The sequence below is a fragment of the Fulvimarina thalattae genome, assembly GCF_040239565.1.
Lineage (GTDB): Bacteria > Pseudomonadota > Alphaproteobacteria > Rhizobiales > Rhizobiaceae > Fulvimarina.
This window is the reverse complement of record NZ_JBEHWS010000003.1, coordinates 77,701-96,476: the sequence shown is the minus strand read 5'-3', so window position 1 is coordinate 96,476 and position 18,776 is coordinate 77,701. Positions and strand designations below refer to the sequence as shown.

The following is an 18,776-nucleotide window of genomic DNA, read 5'->3' as shown; positions in this document are numbered from 1 at the left end:
ACCGGGATCGGCAAGGCATGGGGGTGCCTCGCCAATGGATTCCGGATCCGAGGGGAAATCCACCGACCGCTTCATGAGGCGCCCAGTCGCTTCATATGCATGGTGGGAAAGGTTGCGCCAAGTGTTGATGTACCAGCAGACGATCGCCGCACAAATCAGTTTCGACGGCGTTGGTGTTCACAGCGGCATGCCTGTCTCTCTGAACCTTACCCCTGCAGACGCAGATTCCGGCATCATCTTCCGCCGCCGCCTGAACGATGGCGCGGTTCGCGACATTCAAGCGGTTTCGACGAACTCCCCCCTCGGTGATCTTTCCACGATGATCGCCGATGGTGACGGCGTCATGATCGCAACCATCGAGCACCTGATGGCCGCGCTTTATGCCGCCGGTGTCGACAACGCGATTGTCGAGGTCGATTCGGGCGAAACGCCGATCATGGACGGCTGCTCTTCGGCCTTCATCACCGCGATCGACGAGACGGGTCTCGTCAGTCAGCCGGTCAAGCGCCGCTACATCAAGATCCTGAAGACGGTTACGGTCGAGCACAATGGTGCCCGCGCCGAGTATCGCCCGCACAACACGACGCGTTTCGAGGTCGAGATCGATTTCGAATGTGAGGCGATCGGCCGGCAGTCCTATGCGGCCGACCTGACGCCCGAGCGTTTCAAGCGCGATCTCGCGAAAGCCCGCACGTTTGGCTTCATGAAGGATGTGGAGCGTCTTTGGGCCGCCGGCTACGCTCTCGGTTCCTCGCTGGAAAACTCGGTGGTGATCGATGTCGACGGCGGCATCGTCAATCCCGACGGTCTTCGCTACGAGGACGAGTTCGTGCGTCACAAGGCTCTTGACGCCGTGGGCGATCAGGCTCTGGCCGGTGCTCGCATCCTCGGCTGCTATTCTTCCTATCGCGGTGGCCACCGTCTCAACGCGATGGCGCTTCAGGCGCTGCTGTCCGACCCGACGGCCTATGAGATCGTCGAGCTTCCCGCTCGCCGCATCGATCCGGTCCGTCATGCGCCGCTGGTTGCGGTCGCGGCTCCCGCCTACGGCCCGCAGATGCTTTGACGGAGGTTTGCGCCTTTGGCGCAACGATCCATCCGGCAAAAGCATGTCCGAACGAAGCCACATCGTCATAAAAACGCCGTCTCGCACCGATCTGAAGCGGATCGGGGTATTGAGTTTTTCCCGCAAGAATGTGACCGCATTCGCGACAGGGGAAACCGACAGGGGGATGATCAGAGGATGATGACGACGTTCGGCGCGTTTATCCGCAAAGCTTCGCTGAGCCTTGCGCTGGCTTCGACAGCCGCTCTTGTATCCGGTTGCATGTCCGACGGTGGCTCCGATGTCGACGTGCTGGCGCTCGCCGCGCAGACCGAGCGGCCGGAGGTCCTCTATAATCAGGGCCTCGCCAATCTCGAAGGCGGCAATCTCGGAGAGGCCTCGGCGAAGTTCCGGGCGATCGATCGGCAGCACCCGTACACCGACTGGGCTCGCAAGGCCCTCGTGATGGGCGCGTTCACGAGCTATCGGTCTGGCGACTACGAAGAAGCGATCAATTCCACCAAGCGCTATCTGTCGCTCTATCCGGGCACCGAGGACGCGGCCTACGCTCAGTACATCATGGGTCTTTCCTACTGGCGGCAGATCCCGGACATCACCCGCGACCAGACGGCGGCCGGTCGCACGGCCCAGGCCATGCGCGCCGTGATCGAAAACTATCCGGACTCTGAATATGTCGCGGATGCCCAGACCAAGCTGCGCATCGCCCGCGACCAGCTGGCCGGCAAGGAACTGCAGGTCGGACGCTATTATCAGGAACGCAGCGAATACGTCGCGGCGATCAACCGCTTCAAAAACGTTGTCGACGTCTATCCGGAAACCCGGCAGGTGGAAGAGGCGCTCGCGCGACTGACCGAAACCTATTACGCGATGGGTCTCGTCCGCGAAGCCCAGGCCTCGGCTTCGGTGCTCGGCCAGAATTATCCGGAATCCGAATGGTACAAGGATTCCTACGCGCTTCTGCAGGGTCGCGGCTGATCGAAGCCCTATCCCGAGGCCGTGCTAAGCCTCTAGTAACGGCTCGCCCTTCGGCGGGCCGTTTGCGTTGGAAGGATATGCAAGCCGGCAGCTTTCGCCTATCTACAGGCCAGCCGAAGCGGATCGATTTCCGTGCGGCCTCTGCTCGCTTTTTCTTCGCGTCGACCCAAGCCCGTAAATGCTCGTTCACCTCGCAATTCGCGATATTGTCCTCATCGAACGATTGGACCTGTCCCTCAGGGAAGGCCTCGCCGTTCTGACCGGCGAGACCGGTGCGGGCAAATCCATCATGCTGGACGCGCTTTCGCTCGCCCTTGGGGGGCGAGGGGATGGCTCACTTGTGCGCCATGGCGAGGAGCGCGGCGAGGTGACCGCAGTCTTCGATGTGCCCGGTGCCCATAAGGTTCGCGAGGTTCTGTCCGAGAACGGCTACGACAACGACGGCGACGTCATACTGCGCAGGGTCCAGAACGCTGACGGGCGTACGCGGGTTTTCGTCAACGACCGGCCGGCGAGCGTCGGCCTGATGCGTCAGCTCGGCGAGGCGCTCGTCGAGATCCACGGTCAGCATGCCGATCGCGCTCTGGTGGATGCAGACGCACACCGGGATCTGCTCGACGCCTTCGGGGGGCTCCAGCCGATGGTTGCGGAGGTGGGTGCGGCCTTCAATTCATGGCGCCGAGCGAGGACCGAACTCGACCAGCATCTGAAGAAGGTCGAAGAAGCCGCGCGCGAGGCTGACTATCTTCGCGCGAGCGTCGAGGAGCTTTCCGAACTGGCACCGGTGGCAGGCGAGGAAGAGGAACTCGCCGAACGCCGCGCGATCATGATGAAGTCGGAAAAGATCGCGACGGACGTCAACGATGCGAATGACGAACTCTCCGGGCCGACCTCGCCAATGCCGGCCCTCGTCAATCTCCTGAAGCGGCTCGACCGCAAGCGCGACGAAGTGCCGGGCCTGCTTGACGAGGTGATCGAGCGTCTCGGAACGGGTGTCGACGCGCTGTCCGATGCACAGATGGCACTCGAAACCGCGATGCGTTCGCTGGAATTCGACCCGCGCGCGCTCGAGGAGGCCGAGGAGCGTCTGTTCGCCCTCCGCGCGGCCAGCCGAAAATTCTCCGTACCCGTGGACGAACTGCCCGATCTGACCGCGAAAATGGTCGGCGACCTTGCCGAACTCGATGCGGGCGAAGAGCGTGTCCACAAGCTCGAAGCCGAGGTGGCTGAGCGGCGGAAGACGTATGACGGCCTTGCGACCCGGCTTTCGGAGCGCCGTCAAGAGACGGCCGAAACGCTGACCGAGGCGGTGATGGCGGAACTGCCCGATCTGAAGCTCGAACGCGCCGCCTTTATCGTCAACATGACGCAGACCGGCGAACGCGGCAGTGTGAGCGGGATCGACGAGATCGAATTCCACGTGCGGACCAATCCGGGCACGCGCGCCGGGCCGATGATGAAGGTTGCCTCCGGCGGCGAACTCTCGCGTTTCCTACTGGCTCTGAAGGTAGCCCTGGCTGATCGGGGATCGGCGCCGACGCTGGTCTTCGACGAGATCGACACTGGCGTGGGCGGTGCCGTCGCCGATGCGATCGGACGCCGGCTCGCGCGGCTTTCCAAGACCGTGCAGGTGCTCGCCGTGACCCACGCGCCGCAGGTTGCCGCGCGGGCGGCGACCCACCTTCTGATCTCGAAGGCGGATACCGCCGAGGCCGATCGGGTCGCGACACGCGTCGTCGAGATCGAGAGCGAGACACGCCGCGAGGAGATCGCGCGCATGCTGGCGGGCGAAACCGTGACCGACGAGGCGCGGGCGGCTGCCGCCCAGCTGATCGGCCTAAGAGTGTAATGGTCGCGCCCGCCGACAGACCTTTGGTCATCGCCGGGGCCGGTCCGGTTGGCTTGGCGCTTGCCGTCGAGGCTGTCAGGCGGGGCATGAACGTGCGGATCGTCGATCGCGGCGAGGGGCCGACCTCGATCGATGAATCCCGTGCGCTGGCAGTCATGCCGACGACGCTTGCGGTGTTGAAGTCCTCCGGCGTCACGGATCGGCTTGTGGCGGAGGGCCAGCCGATCCGCCGTGTCCGCATCAGCTGGGCTGGACGGCCGGCGGTTGAGTTCTCGCTCGATGCCGCGGATACGCCGACGCCGTTCATTCTCTCGCTGCCCCAAGGGCGGACAGAGCGTGCGCTGATCGACTGGCTGTCTGAACGGGGCGTCGATGTGGAATGGGGCGTGTCGCTGACCGGCTTGGAAGATACCCGAGCGCCGACAGCCATCCTTTCGACCGGAGAGCGGATCGCTTCCCATGCGCTGGCGGGGTGCGACGGGGTGCATTCGGCCGTGCGCCGGCTTCTCGATGTGCCATGGCTTGGCGACCGTTACCCGACGAAATTCGCGCTGGCGGATGTTCGTCTAAAGACGCCGATCGACGCCGATCATATCCGGCTCTCTTTGGGAGGTCCGGCAGGGACGCGAGCCATCCTGCCCTTCGGCCCGGATTTCGGTCGGCTCATCGGCGTGATCGATGAACCCGAGGCGCTTCTGAAGGATCGCGACGATGTCGCCTCGGTTGGATGGACGTCCAGTTTCGAGGTCGCCTTTCACCGCGCAGAGCGGATGGCGCGGGGCATGGTCTTTCTCGCGGGCGATGCCGCGCACGAGCATTCGCCGGTGGGCGGCCGCGGCATGAATCTCGGTATATGGGATGCAGCTTGGTTGGCGTTTCTCCTCAGCGAAGGCCGCGCCAGCGAATACGAAATGCGCCGCATGCCGAGCGTGAAGAAAGTTCTCGAACAGACCCGGTCGATGACGGATACGATCAGTGATCCGCCGGGCTGGTTGGGCGCTGCTTTGCGGTTCGGATTGCCCGCCGCATTGAAATTCCCTGCGGTGCGCAAGCGGATTGCGACGCGGCTTCTCGCGCTCGACCTGCCGCAGCCGGAATGGCTATAGGTTGTGGTCTTCAGTCTGTTGCAGCCGGGCCTGCGTTAAGGATGGCGGCATAATCCTTGCCGCCGTAGAAGACGTTGACGACCAGCACTTCTTCATCGCCGACTGTATAGAGAATGACGGCCGATTTCTCGAACGGGACCATCCGAATGCCTTCGCCGAGATCGGGACGGGCGACGCCGCCGTATGGTGCATCGCCAATCTTCTCGGCACGATCGACGATGCGGTCGGTGAAGAGAGCTGCGCGTCTCGGATTATCCGCCGTCACGGCGACAAAGCGATAAATGTCTTCGAGGTCCGTCTGTGCCAACGGCAAGAATCGGACGGGAAGTGGCTGCATGCTCGGTCAGCGTTCTGATAGATCTCGTTCGTAGAGGTCTTTCAGCCGCGATCTCACCTCATCTATCGGCACCGAAGGACGCGGATCGGCGAGCGACACCTTCACTTTCACACGAATCTCTTCGAGACGCTGCTCGCGGCTTGCCGCGTCGCGCGCAGACATCCATTCTTCCAGGGCTTCGGCAACGGCATCGCTTGTCGTGTCGTAGGCGCCAGAACGCACTTCGTCCTCGATGAAGCTCACCATCTCGGAGGGCAGCGTGACATTCAGTTCTCGCGGCACGTTTCCGGTCTCCTTTCAGTCGCCATACACTCAGCCTAAGATAGGGACGAGGAGCCGGCAAGGCAGGGTGGGTATCACCGCCGCAAAGCATTCGACTCCGGGCCTAGGTGCGCTATGGAACTCCCTTCGAACGAGTCGGGTGACGGGAGCAGCGCGAGGCATGGCCGAAAAACCGGTCGAGGAACTGGACGAAACGGAAGCCGCTGCGGAGCTGGAGCGGCTCGCTCGCGAGATCGCCGAGCACGACCGCGCATATTACGGCGAGGATGCGCCGACGCTTGCCGATGCGGACTACGACGCCCTGCGCCGCCGGAATACCGCGATCGAGGAGCGGTTTCCATCGCGTGTCCGCGAGGATTCGCCATCGAAGCGCGTCGGCGCCGCGCCCTCGACCGCATTTGCCAAGGTACGCCATGCCGTGCCGATGCTCTCTCTCGACAACGCCTTCACTGAAGAGGACGTCGCCGACTTCGCCAAGCGTGTGCGGCGCATGGCTAAGCTTAAGGAGACCGACCGGCTGGGCATCACCGCCGAGCCGAAAATCGACGGTCTTTCGTTGTCGCTTCGTTATGTGAATGGGGAGCTTGAAACTGCCGCGACCCGGGGCGACGGAACGGTGGGCGAAGATGTGACCGCGAATGCGCGAACGCTTGACGATATCCCGGTGCGTCTAGAGGGAGCGCCGGAGGTCTTCGAGGTGCGCGGCGAAGTCTATATGGCTCATGCCGATTTTGCGGCCCTCAACGAGCGGCAGGAGGCGGCTGGCAAGCCGCGCTTTGCCAATCCGCGCAACGCTGCCGCCGGATCGCTGCGCCAGAAGGATGCGGCGGTGACGAAATCGCGGCCGTTGCGCTTCTTCGCCTATGCCTGGGGCGAGACAAGTGAGCTGCCGGGCGAGACGCAGACCGAGGTGGTCGAGGCGATCGGCAAGTTCGGGTTTCCTGTCAACGAGCTCATGCAGCGCTTCGAGACGATCGATGGACTGATCGAGCATTATCGACATATCGAAGAGAACCGGGCGAACCTCGGCTACGACATCGACGGCGTCGTCTACAAGGTCGACGACCTGGCGCTGCAGGAGGAGCTCGGCTTCGTCTCGCGGTTTCCGCGATGGGCGATCGCCCACAAGTTCGCGGCGGAGAAGGTGACGACCGTCCTCAAAGGCATCGATGTCATGACAGGGCGCACCGGTGCTCTCAACCCGATAGCAAGGCTGCAACCGGTGACGGTCGGCGGCGTCGTCGTCTCCAATGCGACGCTGCACAACGAGGATTACATCGCTGGCATCGATGCCGATGGCGAGACGATCCGCCCGAGCGGCCTCGACATTCGCATCGGCGATACGGTCGTCGTCCAGCGTGCCGGCGACGTCATTCCGCAAATCATCGACGTCGTCGCCGCGAAACGTCCGGCGGATGCCGAACCATACGCTTTCCCCACACACTGCGGCGTCTGCGGCTCGAATGCCGTGCGGGAGATGAATCCCCGTACAGGACGCCCCGACTCCAAGCGCCATTGCACGGCGGGGCTCACTTGTCCGGCGCAGGGGCGCGAGGGGCTGAAGCATCTCGCCTCGCGTTCCGCCTTCGACATCGAGGGGCTCGGCGATACGCTCGTGGAAGCATTGTTCGACGCGGGCCTCGTGCGACAGCCCGCCGATATCTTCACCCTCGATTTCGAGAAAACGAAGACCCTTCTCGAAGAGCGTGCACTGGCTGCACGCCGCGAGCGGGAAGCGGCCGAGGATGAGGCTGCAAGGGCCGAAGGGCGAGAACCGAAAGCGCGCAACGACGAACGAAGCTACGACTACACGAAGACCACGCAGAACCTTTTCGACGGGATAGACGCACGTCGAACCCTGCCGCTGGAGCGTTTCATCTTCGGCCTCGGTATTCCAAACGTCGGCGAGACGACCGCAAAGGCGCTGGCTCGCCATTTCGCCGATGTCGCGGCCTTGATCGAGGGCGTCGATGCGGCTGCCAAGGGCAGGCCGGGCGGTGCCTGGGTAGAGCTTTCCGCGTTGAAGGGTATCGGGGACAAGAGCTTCGAGCAGCTCCTCGACCTCGACGAGGCGAAGCTGAAGGACGAGACCTACGATCCGACTCGCGATCCTGCGGCGGGGCTCAACGTGACGCGGCGCAAGAGCCTGAAAGAGAGCTTTGGCGATCCGGCCGGCGTCCGCTCTGCGATTCTCGAAGCGAAGCGTACGGCGCCTGCGCAGCCCTATTTGAGCCTCACGACGGATAGCGATATCGGCACGGTCGCGACCCAGTCGCTGATCAACTTCTTCGCCGAGGAGCATAACCGCCAGGCGGTCGATGCGCTCATCAAGGCCGGCGTTTCGACCACGAACGAGCGGATGACGGTGACTGCTTCCGATGATTCTCCCGTCTCCGGTCTCACCATCGTCTTTACCGGCTCTCTCGAGAAAATGACGCGGGACGAGGCGAAAGAAATGGCGGAAGGGCTAGGCGCCAAAGTTTCCGGCTCGGTCTCGAAGAAGACCGATCTCGTGGTCGCGGGGCCGGGCGCCGGCTCGAAGCTGAGCAAGGCCGCGGAACTCGGGATTGAGGTGATCGACGAGGCGGCCTGGTTCGAGCGGATCGGCCGCGAACCGCCGGCCTGAGTGGCACTCCTCCTCTTGGTGAAATGAAAACGCCGCCGAACCCGATGGGTCGGCGGCGTAATTCGTTACTCGATCTGTCGATCTATGCGCTTAACGGCAAAGCTGGCGCGGACCGTGATAGGGCTGGAACGTACCCGAGCGTGCATCGAAAGACCGATACCTGGCGGCGCAATAGCGGTACCACTCGCCGGTCCATGGACGCGGAGAACCGTAGTGACGGGAGACCGGGCGGGTGCGATAGACCGGGCGCGGTTCGTAATAGCGCGGCTGGCCGGCGATCGCAGCGCCGACACCCAGGCCGACGATGCCGCCGATCACGGCAGCTGCTGCGGCATTGCCGCGACGATGGCGATAGTTGCGGCGATGGTCGTACCGGCGGTGGCCGCGATAATGCCGGGCACCGCGATAATGCCGTCCGCCGCGATAGCCGCGGTAATAGGGATCGGCTTTTGCGGCACTGACGCCGATACCGGGCAGCGTTACGCCGGCGGGCATGGTTACGGGCGCGAGGGAGAAGGCAAGGGCCAGCGCCACGATCTTGATACTGAAGGATTTGAAGAACGACATCGGATTTCCTCATCCAAGGGGGATCTCGATAAAGCTCCCCGCGACCTGAACACTCGGTGAACAGTGTCTTCTGGTCTTTGGTTCAAAACTAAGCGCCACTCTCGCGTGCGGGTCAAGCCTGGATCGTTCGACGTCTTCCGCCAATCTTGTGGCCGGCAAGCAGTTCTTTTCAGTCACATGGCGCTGGACTGAACGCGGCGGGGCGCAATGTTGGTCGTGCCGGATCGAAACATCCGGCTGCAACGACCATAGGGGATTGAGAATGCGGCTACTGCGATACGGCGAAATGGGCTCTGAAAAGCCCGGGCTCATCGACGACGAGCAGGTGATCCGCGATCTTTCGACGGAAATCGACGACATTGCCGGCGATGTCCTGTCACGGCACAGCATGGAGCGGCTGGCTGCGATCGATCCGAAGAGCCTGCCGAAGATCGACCCCTCGCACCGCCTCGGCAGCCCGGTCGGTCGGGTCGGTCACTTTATCGCGATCGGCCTGAACTACGCCGACCACGCAGCGGAGACTGGCGCGGAGAAGCCCAAAGAACCGCTCGTGTTTTCGAAGGCTCCGTCCTCGATCTGCGGTCCACATGACGACGTGCCGATTCCGCCGGGATCGACCAAGCTCGACTGGGAGGTGGAGCTTGCGATCGTCATCGGCGACAGGGCTTACGATATCTCCGAATCCGAAGCGATGGACCATGTCGCGGGCTTCTGTCTGTGCAACGATATCTCGGAGCGATCCTTCCAGAAGGAGAGGGGCGGCCAGTTCATCAAGGGCAAGAGCTCGCCGTTCACCGGTCCGCTGGGGCCATGGCTCGTGACGCCGGACCGGCTCGGCGACCCGCAAAAGCTCGATCTTTGGCTGAGCGTCAACGGCGAGATCAGACAGCGCGGCAAGACCAGCGACATGCTGTTCTCGGCGGCTTTCATCGTTTCCTATCTCTCGAAGTTCATGGTGCTGGAGCCGGGCGACGTCATCACGACCGGCACGCCGGCTGGCGTTGGTGCCGGCATGGAGCCACCGCAATTCCTCAAGGAAGGTGACATCATCACCCTCGGGATCGGCGGGCTTGGCGAACAGCGGCAGGTGGTGGTCGGTAAATCGCAGAACTGACCGCATTTAGGCGGGTGCTACAGAGCCCATGTCCGGTCGCAATTTTGGTCTGATGCCCGACCGTTCGGCGCGTTGGTGGCGATTAAAGCGGCAAGCAGTGCTGGACATGGGACGGCGCGCTCCTATCCCTTTTCATCAGAAATCCATGGCCGGCTTCGTAAGCACCGGCGCAGGCTTCGTTCCTTGGAACCGGCAATCGGAAGGCATCGCCCATGTCCGACGCGAAAACGTCCGAACCTAAAAAAAGGAAAAAAAGGAAGGACGAAACGCCCTTGATGCCTCCGTTCGAGGCGGACCTGATGCAGCTGGCGGAAAATCGGCTCGCGATCGAGGGCGTCACGCCGATGGTCGACGGCGGACGGTTCGCCGTCAAACGGGTCGAAAACGAAGACCTGACCATTTCGGCGGACGTCTTCTCAGACGGTCACGACAAGATCGCGGCGGCCGTCGTCTACGGTGAGGCCGGATCGGCCAATTGGGCTGAAGAACCGCTGACCTTCCTCGTCAACGATCGCTGGGAGGCGGTGATCCGGTTCGAGACACCCGGCCCCTACCGCTATTCGATCATCGCATGGCGCGATCTCTATGCGACGTGGCGCGACGAGGCGAAGAAGAAGCTCGATGCCGACAAGCTGACCGATCTCGAGCTGACCGAAGCACGAGAACTCGTGAAGGCGGCGCAGGGCTCCGGGCGCGGCGACAAGAAAGACCAGAAGGCGCTCGTCACGCTCCACGAGCGGCTCGAAAAGGCGGCGGGGCAGGGCGACTCCACCGCGCAATATTCGCTGATGATGGACCCGGAGACCATCGCGTTGCTCGAACGGGCGGGCAACAGAACGAACCTGTCGCGCTTTCCAGGCGATATTCCAGTCTGGGTGGACCGTACGGCGGCAGCGTTCTCGGCTTGGTACGAGCTTTTCCCGCGCTCCCAGTCTGGCGACCCCGAACGCCACGGCACGTTCGCCGATGTCGAGAAGCGTCTGCCGGACATTCAGGAGATGGGCTTCGACGTCCTCTATTTCCCGCCGATCCACCCGATCGGCAAGACCAACCGGAAGGGCAAGAACAACACCCTGACGCCGGACGAAGACGATCCGGGCAGTCCCTATGCGATCGGTTCGCCGGACGGTGGGCACAATGCCATTCATCCCGAACTCGGCACTTTCGAGGACTTCGCGCATCTGATCGCGAAGGCGAAGGAGCACGGGCTCGAGATCGCGATCGACTATGCCATCCAGTGCTCGCCGGATCACCCCTGGATCAAGGAGCATCCCGAATGGTTCGACTGGCGCCCTGACGGGACGATCAAGTTCGCCGAAAACCCTCCGAAGAAGTACGAGGACATCGTCAACGTCCACTTCTATCGTGGAGCACTGCCGAGCCTCTGGTACGAGCTGCGTGACAGTTTCCTGTTCTGGCTCGACAAGGGCGTGCGAATATTCCGGGTCGACAACCCGCACACCAAGGTGTTCCCGTTCTGGGAATGGGTGATCGCGGAGGTGCGCAAGGTTGATCCGGGGGCCATCTTCCTTGCCGAGGCCTTTACGCGCCCGAAGGTGATGAAGCGCCTCGCCAAGGTCGGATACAACCAGTCCTATTCCTACTTCACATGGCGGAACGAGAAGTGGGAGCTTCAGGAATATCTGACCGAGCTCACCACGGAGGAATGCGCCGACTACATGCGGCCGAATTTCTTCGTGAATACGCCGGATATCAATCCGATCTATCTCCAGACCTCAGGCCGGCCCGGTTTTCGCACACGGTTGGCTTTGGCGGCCAGCCTCGGCGGGAATTACGGCGTCTATTCCGGCTTCGAGCTCTGCGAATTCCTGCCGGTCCCGGGCAAGGAAGAGTATCTCAACTCTGAAAAATACGAGATCCGCGCCTTCGACTGGAAGGCCGAGGGGAACATTCGCGACGACATCGCCTTCTTCAACCGGCTGCGGAACAACGAGCCGGCCATGCAGGACTTCCGCTCGCTCGCCTTCTTCAACTTCTGGAACGATCAGGTCCTCTACTATGGCAAACGCACGGCGGATCGCTCCTCCTACTTGCTCTTCATGGTCAATCTCGATCCGCACCATCCGCAGGGCGGCCATTTCGAAGTGCCACTGTGGGAGTTCGGCTTGGGCGACGACGGCCTCGTTCAGGCCGAAAACCTTGCCAGCGGGCAGGTGGTCGCCTGGCACGGCAAGGTGCAGCACTGGTGGCTCGACCCGCAGGAATGCCCCTATGCCGTCTTCAAGCTGACTTCGGCTTGACGCCTTGACGCCGGCCCGTCCGGCATCTGACCCTTTGCGCCACAACCCATACGAACGCTCGAAAGACCTCTTGCTCGATGAATGAAATCGTCACCGCCGCAGCGCTCGACCCGTCGGGCGGAATCGATCCCGACGCCCCGGACTGGTATAAGGATGCGATCATCTACCAGCTCCATGTGAAGACGTTCGCCGATACGAACGGCGATGGGGTGGGCGACTTTCCCGGCCTCCTGTCTAAGCTCGACTACATTCAGGAGCTGGGCGTCACGGCGATCTGGCTTCTGCCGTTCTATCCCTCTCCGCTGCGGGACGATGGCTATGACATCTCCGACTATCGTTCGGTCAATCCGTCCTACGGCAATATCGAGGATGTCGAGCGACTGATCGAGGAAGCGCACAAGCGCGGAATGAAGATCATCACCGAGCTGGTGATCAACCACACCTCCGATCAGCATCCCTGGTTCCAGGCCGCTCGGCATGCGCCGAAGGGTTCGCCCGAGCGCGACTTCTACGTCTGGGCGGACGACGACAAGGGCTACGATCTCACCCGTATTATCTTCACCGACACCGAGACGTCCAACTGGACCTGGGACCCCGTCGCCCAGCAGTATTTCTGGCACCGCTTCTTCTCGCACCAGCCGGACCTCAACTTCGACAATCCGAAGGTGATGGAAGAAGTGCTCTCGGTGATGCACTTCTGGCTCGACAAAGGCGTCGACGGGCTGCGGCTCGATGCGATCCCCTATCTCGTCGAGCGTGAGGGGACGAACAACGAGAACCTCCCCGAGACCCACGATGTCCTGAAGGCGATCCGCGCCGATCTCGACAAGCACTATCCCGACCGGATGCTGCTTGCCGAGGCGAACCAGTGGCCGGAGGATACGCGGCCCTACTTCGGCGAGGGCGACGAATGCCATATGGCGTTCCACTTCCCGCTCATGCCACGCATGTACATGGCGGTCGCCCAGGAAGACCGGCATCCGATCACCGACATCATGCGCCAAACGCCAGAGATTCCGGAGAACTGCCAGTGGGCGATCTTCCTCCGCAATCATGACGAGCTGACGCTCGAAATGGTGACCGAGGAAGAGCGGGACTATCTTTGGTCGACCTATGCCGCCGACTCTCGTGCCCGCATCAATCTCGGCATTCGCCGGCGTCTCGCCCCGCTCATGGGCAATGACCGGCGCAAGGTCGAGCTTCTCAACGCGCTCTTGATGTCGATGCCGGGCACGCCGACGGTCTACTATGGCGACGAGATCGGCATGGGCGACAATTACTATCTCGGCGACCGCGACGGCGTCCGCACGCCCATGCAATGGTCGGCGGACCGCAATGGCGGCTTCTCCCGCGCCGATCCGCAGCGGCTTTATCTGCCGGTGATCCAGGACGCTATCTACGGCTATCAGGCGCTCAACGTCGAGGCCCAGTCGAAGAACCCGGCTTCGCAGCTCAATTGGGTGCGCCGGCTGATCCAGGTGCGCCGCACGAAGGAAGCTTTCGGGCGTGGTACGATCGATTTCCTCCTGCCTTCGAATCGCAAGATCCTTGCCTACTTGCGCGAGTACGGCGACGAGAAGGTGCTGATCGTCGCCAATCTCTCGTCTTCGGCGCAAGCGGTGGAACTCGACCTTTCCAAACATGCCGGCGCAACGCCGGTGGAGATGCTCGGTCTCTCGGCGTTCCCACAGGTCGGCGAGCTTCCTTATATGCTCACGCTGCCGGCCTACGGCTTCTTCTGGTTTGATCTTTCGGCTGCGCCTTCCACCAACCGCCCCGATGCACCGACGCCGCTACCGGCCTTCTCGACGCTGGTCGCGCCGGGCGACCTCCAGTCGACCATAGGGGGCCGCAACCTCACAGAACTCAAATCCGCGCTGCCGGAATTCGTCGGCAATCAACGTTGGTTCGCCGCCAAGTCGGACAATCCCAAGCGCATCGACATGAAGGTGCTCGGTCCGCCAACGCCGGATGCGCGGCGTCATCTCTTCACCGAGGTCGTCGTACCGGCCAAGGATGGCGAGCAGCATTACCTCATGCCCCTTTCGGTCAATTGGGGCGAACACAACCTCAGCGCCCAGGAACCGAACCTGCCCTACACGATCGCGAAGGTCAGGCAGGGACCGAAGATCGGCGCGCTGATAGACGGCACGCGCAGTGGAGAGTTCGCAAAGATCGTCGTGTCGCTGATCGCGGCGGACACCAATATCGATCTCACGGGTGGCGAACTTGTCGTCGAAGCCTCCAAGACCGAGAAGGACGGGCTCGCCCAGTCGCTCCTCGTCGATACGGATGCGATCCGCGTTCTCACCGGCGAGCAGTCGAACACCTCGGTGCTGATCGGTGGACAGGCGATCCTCAAATATTATCGCCGTCTGCGCGACGGCATCCAGCCGGAGCTGGAGGTTACGCGCTTCCTGACCGAGAAGACCGATTTCGATGCGGCGCCCGCACTTTACGGCTCAATCGAACTCGTGCGCGAAGATGGCACGCGGACCGCGATCGCGGCACTCTTCGAGCAGATCCAGAACCAGGGCGATGCCTGGACCGTGATCGTCGACGCGCTCGCGCGCTATCTGCGCGATCATGCCTATGTTCATCAGGGCGAGGACACCGGTGTTCAGGACGATGAGGCCGCCGCCGAGCAGCAGCTGATGATCCAGATCGATCCGGGCGAGGTGCTCGGTCGGCGGACCGGTGAAATGCATGCCGCCCTCTCGACGGTGACCGGCGACGAAGCCTTCGACCCAGAGCCGTTCGACGACGAGCGCTACATGAAGCTCGTCGGCGACGCCAAGGCCGAGGCGAAGGAGGCGCTCGACATTCTGCGCGAGGCCAAGCCCAACCTTCCGGCCGACGAAATCGAAGCGGTCGACCGACTGGTCTCGGCCGAAAAGGACATCCTTACCTGGTTCGATCGGTTCGGCGGGCTGAAGGTTCGCGCCCATAAGATCCGCATCCATGGCGACTATCATCTGGGCCAGGTTCTGGTCGCCAAGAACGACGTCGTCATCCTCGATTTCGAGGGTGAGCCGGGCCGCACGCTGGAAGAGCGCCGCGAGAAGTTCTCGCCGCTTCGCGATGTCGCCGGCATGATCCGCTCGTTCGACTATGCCGCCTTCGCCGCGCGCGACCGCGCCGGCCCGGTGGACGAGCAGACCGCCGAGCGCCTGCGCGAGATGTCACTCACCTGGCGCGACGAGGTCACGGAAGAGTTCCTCGAGCACTGGAGCAAAGCGTCCGGCATCTCACTCGAAGACGACGCGACGGCGCAGCTGCTCGATCTCTTCGTGCTTCAGAAGGCATTCTACGAACTGCGCTATGAGGCGGCCATGCGTCCGGCTTGGCTGTCGATCCCGCTCCGCGGCATCATCGCGCTTCTCGAGAAAAGACAGGTATTGAAATGAGCTCGACCAACACCGCTTCCGGGATCGATCACCGCCCCGACGAAAGCAGGGCCTGGGAGATCGGTCGTGGTGTCCACGGCGATCCGTTCTCCATTCTCGGCCGTTTCGAGGTCGAGGGCGGCTCGATCGTCCGCGTCTATCGACCGGGTGCGCACAGCGCGACGGTGATCGACGATAGTGGCAAGGAACTCGGCAAGCTGGAGCCGTTCGGGCCGGAGGAGTTCTATTCCGGCTTCGTGCCGGGCCTCACCGCCCAGATGCCCTACCGCATGCGCTACACCCACAAGGACGAGGCGTGGGAGGAAGAAGACCCTTATCGCTTCGGGCCGATCCTCGGCGAGCAGGACGTCTATCTTCTTGCCGAAGGCAACCACTACCGGATGTACGAGAAGCTCGGCGCCCATCCGATGGACAATGGCGGCGTGAAGGGCACGGCCTTCGCCGTCTGGGCGCCCAATGCTCGGCGCGTCTCGGTGGTCGGCAACTTCAATTCATGGGATGGCCGTCGCTCGGTCATGCGCAAGCGCCACGAATGTGGCGTCTGGGAACTTTTCATCCCGCATATCGGCAAGGGCGAGGTCTACAAATACGAGGTGATCGGGCCGGACGGGGCGATGCAGCCGCTGAAGGCCGATCCGGTTGGTTTTCGCCAGGAACTCGCGCCCTCGACTGCATCCGTCGTCGAGGGCCTCGTCGAGCACGAGTGGAAGGATCAGGAGTTCCAGTCCCATTCAGCCGAATGGCAGGACCGCGAAAAGCCGATCTCGATCTATGAAGTCCATCTCGGCTCATGGCAGCGCGGACCGGAAAACCGCTTCCTCGATTATGACGAGATCGCCGAGAAGCTGGCCGCCTATGTCGAAGAAATGGGCTTTACCCATGTCGAGCTGATGCCGGTCTCCGAGCATCCGTTCTATGGCTCCTGGGGCTACCAGCCGATCGGCATGTACGCGCCCTCGTCGCGCTATGGCACTGCCGAGGGATTTGCGCGCCTCGTCGATACCATGCACCAGAAGGGCATCGGCGTTCTCGTCGACTGGGTACCGGGCCACTTCCCGACTGACGCGCACGGGCCAGGGCTCTTCGACGGCAGGCCGATATACGAGCATCCGAACCCCAATCGTGGCTTCCACAAGGATTGGAACACGCTGATCTACGACTACGGCCGGCCCGAGGTGAAGAACTACCTCGTAGCCAACGGTCTCTATTGGCTCGATCAGTTCCACATCGACGGGCTGCGAATCGATGCCGTCGCCTCGATGCTCTACCTCGACTATTCGCGCAATGAGGGCGAATGGGAGCCGAACATCCATGGCGGCCGGGAAAACCTCGAAGCCATGGCGTTTCTGAAAGATACCAACGAACGCGTCGGCGAATATTTTCCGAAGGCGACGACGCACGCCGAAGAGTCGACGGCATTTCCGGACGTCTCACGCCCGACCTATGCCGGTGGTCTTGGTTTCCACTTCAAGTGGAACATGGGCTGGATGCACGATACCCTGCATTACATGCAGGAAGAGCCGATCAACCGGCGCTACCACCACCACCACATGACCTTCGGCATGGTCTATGCCTATTCGGAGAACTTCATTCTGCCGATCAGCCATGACGAGGTGGTCTACGGCAAAGGCTCGATGATCGAGAAGATGCCGGGCGACGAATGGCAGAAGTTCGCGAACCTCAGAGCCTATTACGGATTCATGTGGACCCACCCCGGCAAGAAGCTGCTCTTCATGGGGCAGGAGTTCGGCCAGTGGCGGGAGTGGAACCACGACCAGTCCCTCGACTGGCATCTCGTCGACGAGGACGGCAGCCGCCACAAGGGTCTGCAGACCCTCGTGCGCGATCTCAACCACATGTATCGGGAAATTCCCGCTCTGCACGAACTCGATTGCGAGCCGGCCGGCTTCGAATGGGTGGATACGGCGAATGTCGAACAGAGCATCCTCGCCTATGCCCGCAAGGACAGGGCTGGGCGTACCGTGCTGATCGTCTGCAACTTCACGCCGGTTCCTCGCCATGACTATCGTGTCGGCGTTTCGAAGGCGGGCACCTGGACGGAACGCCTCAACACCGATGCGGAAATCTACGGCGGCTCTAATGTCGGCAATATGGGCGGCAAGGAAGCCGAGGAGCATTCGGTGCACGGTCGGCCCTATTCGATCTCCCTCAGCTTGCCTCCGCTGGGAACGATCGTGATGGTGCACGAGGACTGACTGGCGGCGCATCGATGCAAATTGAGCGGCATCGGCGGTTTTGCCGGTGTCGTTTCCGTGTGAGCGGGCGGTCGACCTTCCGCCGGTTACGGGTGACGCTAACGACTTGCCCGGCCCAAAATGCACTCTTATTCTCAGGCCGAGCAAACGGATTGGCTTAATGGCACTCGTCACAGTAACGGAACGCAAGGAAAGAGAAGCGAGCCGACGTCGAGCGTCAGCCGAGCGCATCCTTACAGCCCTCGCCGAATATGGCCGTTGCCATAACGGTCGATACATCGTGTTCGGATCGGCGGCATCTGGCGAGATGACTTATCACAGCGACTTCGATGTGATCGTGGACTTCCCGCCGGAAGTGGAAAGCAATGCCATCTTGTTCGTCGAGGACCTCTGCTATTCGGAAAAATTGCCGGTCGATGCCTTTCATCTTTCCGAATTGAGTGAGGCATTCATGGCGAGGAACGGCGCGGGAATGAGGGTTCTGCCGTGAGCGACTCCCGCTGGCTGGATATCAAGAGCGATTTCGAATCAGCTATCCGCCACTTTGAAATGGCGCTTTATATTGATGAAACAGACAACCTCAGCGATCAGGGCGTGAACGGGTATCGCGCGCGAATGGCCCTCATGCACGCCATGCAATCTGGATACACGTCCGCAGAAGCGGCATTTCTGAAATTATTCGCCGTTCTTAGAGAAGATCCGCCAGCAGGTCCCCACTGGCACAAGACACTTTTAAAGCGACTTGCCGTGCCGCGAGACGATGACGCTGCTCGTCCGGCCGTCATTGATCGCGAAACACTGCGCGAGTTGGAGATTGCCCTCAGTTTCCGCCACCGCGCCATGCATGCCTACGAGGACTTCGATCGTGAACTCGCGCGCCCTGCAATGGTAGCCGCAGAGCGCCTGCCCGAGCTGTTGCGTCGAACCTTTGAACGCATCCGCGCCTGGGATTAAGCGGTCGGAAGCGCGG

14 protein-coding genes are annotated in these 18,776 nt (G+C 62.1%); 11 read left to right on the top strand and 3 right to left on the bottom strand.

The features are described from left to right. Positions 1 to 127: 127 nt before the first annotated feature. The 4 genes from lpxC to ABRA89_RS05205 all read left to right on the top strand — a co-directional run bounded on the left by lpxC (position 128) and on the right by ABRA89_RS05205 (position 4,996). The gene (lpxC, locus tag ABRA89_RS05220; RefSeq protein WP_349940397.1) at positions 128 to 1,066 is read left to right on the top strand and encodes a UDP-3-O-acyl-N-acetylglucosamine deacetylase; all 939 of its coding nucleotides are present in this window, start codon (positions 128 to 130) and stop codon (positions 1,064 to 1,066) included. Between the two features lie 177 nt (positions 1,067 to 1,243). After that, the gene (locus ABRA89_RS05215) at positions 1,244 to 2,041 is read left to right on the top strand and encodes an outer membrane protein assembly factor BamD (protein WP_349940396.1); all 798 of its coding nucleotides are present in this window, start codon (positions 1,244 to 1,246) and stop codon (positions 2,039 to 2,041) included. A gap of 178 nt (positions 2,042 to 2,219) precedes the next feature. Then, positions 2,220 to 3,890 (top strand): DNA repair protein RecN, encoded by a 1,671-nt coding sequence (recN, locus tag ABRA89_RS05210; RefSeq protein WP_349940395.1) that lies wholly within the window; start codon positions 2,220 to 2,222, stop codon positions 3,888 to 3,890. Beyond that, positions 3,890 to 4,996, top strand: coding sequence for an FAD-dependent oxidoreductase (locus ABRA89_RS05205; protein ID WP_349940394.1), 1,107 nt, complete (start codon positions 3,890 to 3,892; stop codon positions 4,994 to 4,996). Before recN ends, ABRA89_RS05205 begins: the two co-directional genes overlap by 1 nt. 10 nt (positions 4,997 to 5,006) lie before the next feature. On the opposite strand, the gene ABRA89_RS05200 is transcribed toward ABRA89_RS05205, so the two are convergent. Continuing rightward, positions 5,007 to 5,333 carry a type II toxin-antitoxin system RelE/ParE family toxin gene (locus tag ABRA89_RS05200; RefSeq protein ID WP_349940393.1) on the bottom strand — a complete coding sequence of 109 codons (327 nt, stop codon included), beginning with the start codon at positions 5,331 to 5,333 and terminating at the stop codon, positions 5,007 to 5,009. A gap of 6 nt (positions 5,334 to 5,339) precedes the next feature. After that, positions 5,340 to 5,615 carry a ribbon-helix-helix domain-containing protein gene (locus ABRA89_RS05195; RefSeq protein WP_349940392.1) on the bottom strand — a complete coding sequence of 92 codons (276 nt, stop codon included), beginning with the start codon at positions 5,613 to 5,615 and terminating at the stop codon, positions 5,340 to 5,342. Between the two features lie 160 nt (positions 5,616 to 5,775). Between ABRA89_RS05195 and ligA the strand changes: the two genes are divergently transcribed. Next, a complete protein-coding gene (gene ligA, locus ABRA89_RS05190; RefSeq protein ID WP_349940391.1) occupies positions 5,776 to 8,241 on the top strand; it encodes an NAD-dependent DNA ligase LigA in 2,466 nt (821 codons plus the stop codon). Positions 8,242 to 8,331: 90 nt separating this feature from the next. Here the strand turns inward: ligA and ABRA89_RS05185 are convergent, their stop codons facing one another. Beyond that, positions 8,332 to 8,808, bottom strand: a complete 477-nt coding sequence (locus ABRA89_RS05185; protein WP_349940390.1) for a BA14K family protein — start codon at positions 8,806 to 8,808, stop codon at positions 8,332 to 8,334. A gap of 262 nt (positions 8,809 to 9,070) precedes the next feature. Between ABRA89_RS05185 and ABRA89_RS05180 the strand changes: the two genes are divergently transcribed. From ABRA89_RS05180 to ABRA89_RS05155, 6 genes are all read left to right on the top strand, one after another. Beyond that, complete coding sequence (locus ABRA89_RS05180) at positions 9,071 to 9,922, top strand: fumarylacetoacetate hydrolase family protein (protein WP_349940389.1); 852 nt, start codon at positions 9,071 to 9,073, stop codon at positions 9,920 to 9,922. Positions 9,923 to 10,197: 275 nt separating this feature from the next. Beyond that, the gene (locus tag ABRA89_RS05175; RefSeq protein ID WP_349940603.1) at positions 10,198 to 12,183 is read left to right on the top strand and encodes an alpha-1,4-glucan--maltose-1-phosphate maltosyltransferase; all 1,986 of its coding nucleotides are present in this window, start codon (positions 10,198 to 10,200) and stop codon (positions 12,181 to 12,183) included. Positions 12,184 to 12,260: 77 nt separating this feature from the next. After that, a complete protein-coding gene (treS, locus tag ABRA89_RS05170) occupies positions 12,261 to 15,590 on the top strand; it encodes a maltose alpha-D-glucosyltransferase (RefSeq protein ID WP_349940388.1) in 3,330 nt (1,109 codons plus the stop codon). Continuing rightward, positions 15,587 to 17,806, top strand: a complete 2,220-nt coding sequence (glgB, locus tag ABRA89_RS05165) for a 1,4-alpha-glucan branching protein GlgB (protein WP_349940387.1) — start codon at positions 15,587 to 15,589, stop codon at positions 17,804 to 17,806. The genes treS and glgB overlap by 4 nt, the downstream gene beginning before the upstream one ends. Positions 17,807 to 17,966: 160 nt before the next feature. Continuing rightward, entirely contained in the window at positions 17,967 to 18,296 is a 330-nt protein-coding gene (locus ABRA89_RS05160) for a nucleotidyltransferase domain-containing protein (protein ID WP_349940386.1), read from the top strand. Beyond that, a complete protein-coding gene (locus tag ABRA89_RS05155) occupies positions 18,293 to 18,760 on the top strand; it encodes a ribonuclease toxin HepT-like protein (protein WP_349940385.1) in 468 nt (155 codons plus the stop codon). Before ABRA89_RS05160 ends, ABRA89_RS05155 begins: the two co-directional genes overlap by 4 nt. Positions 18,761 to 18,776 lie beyond the last annotated feature (16 nt).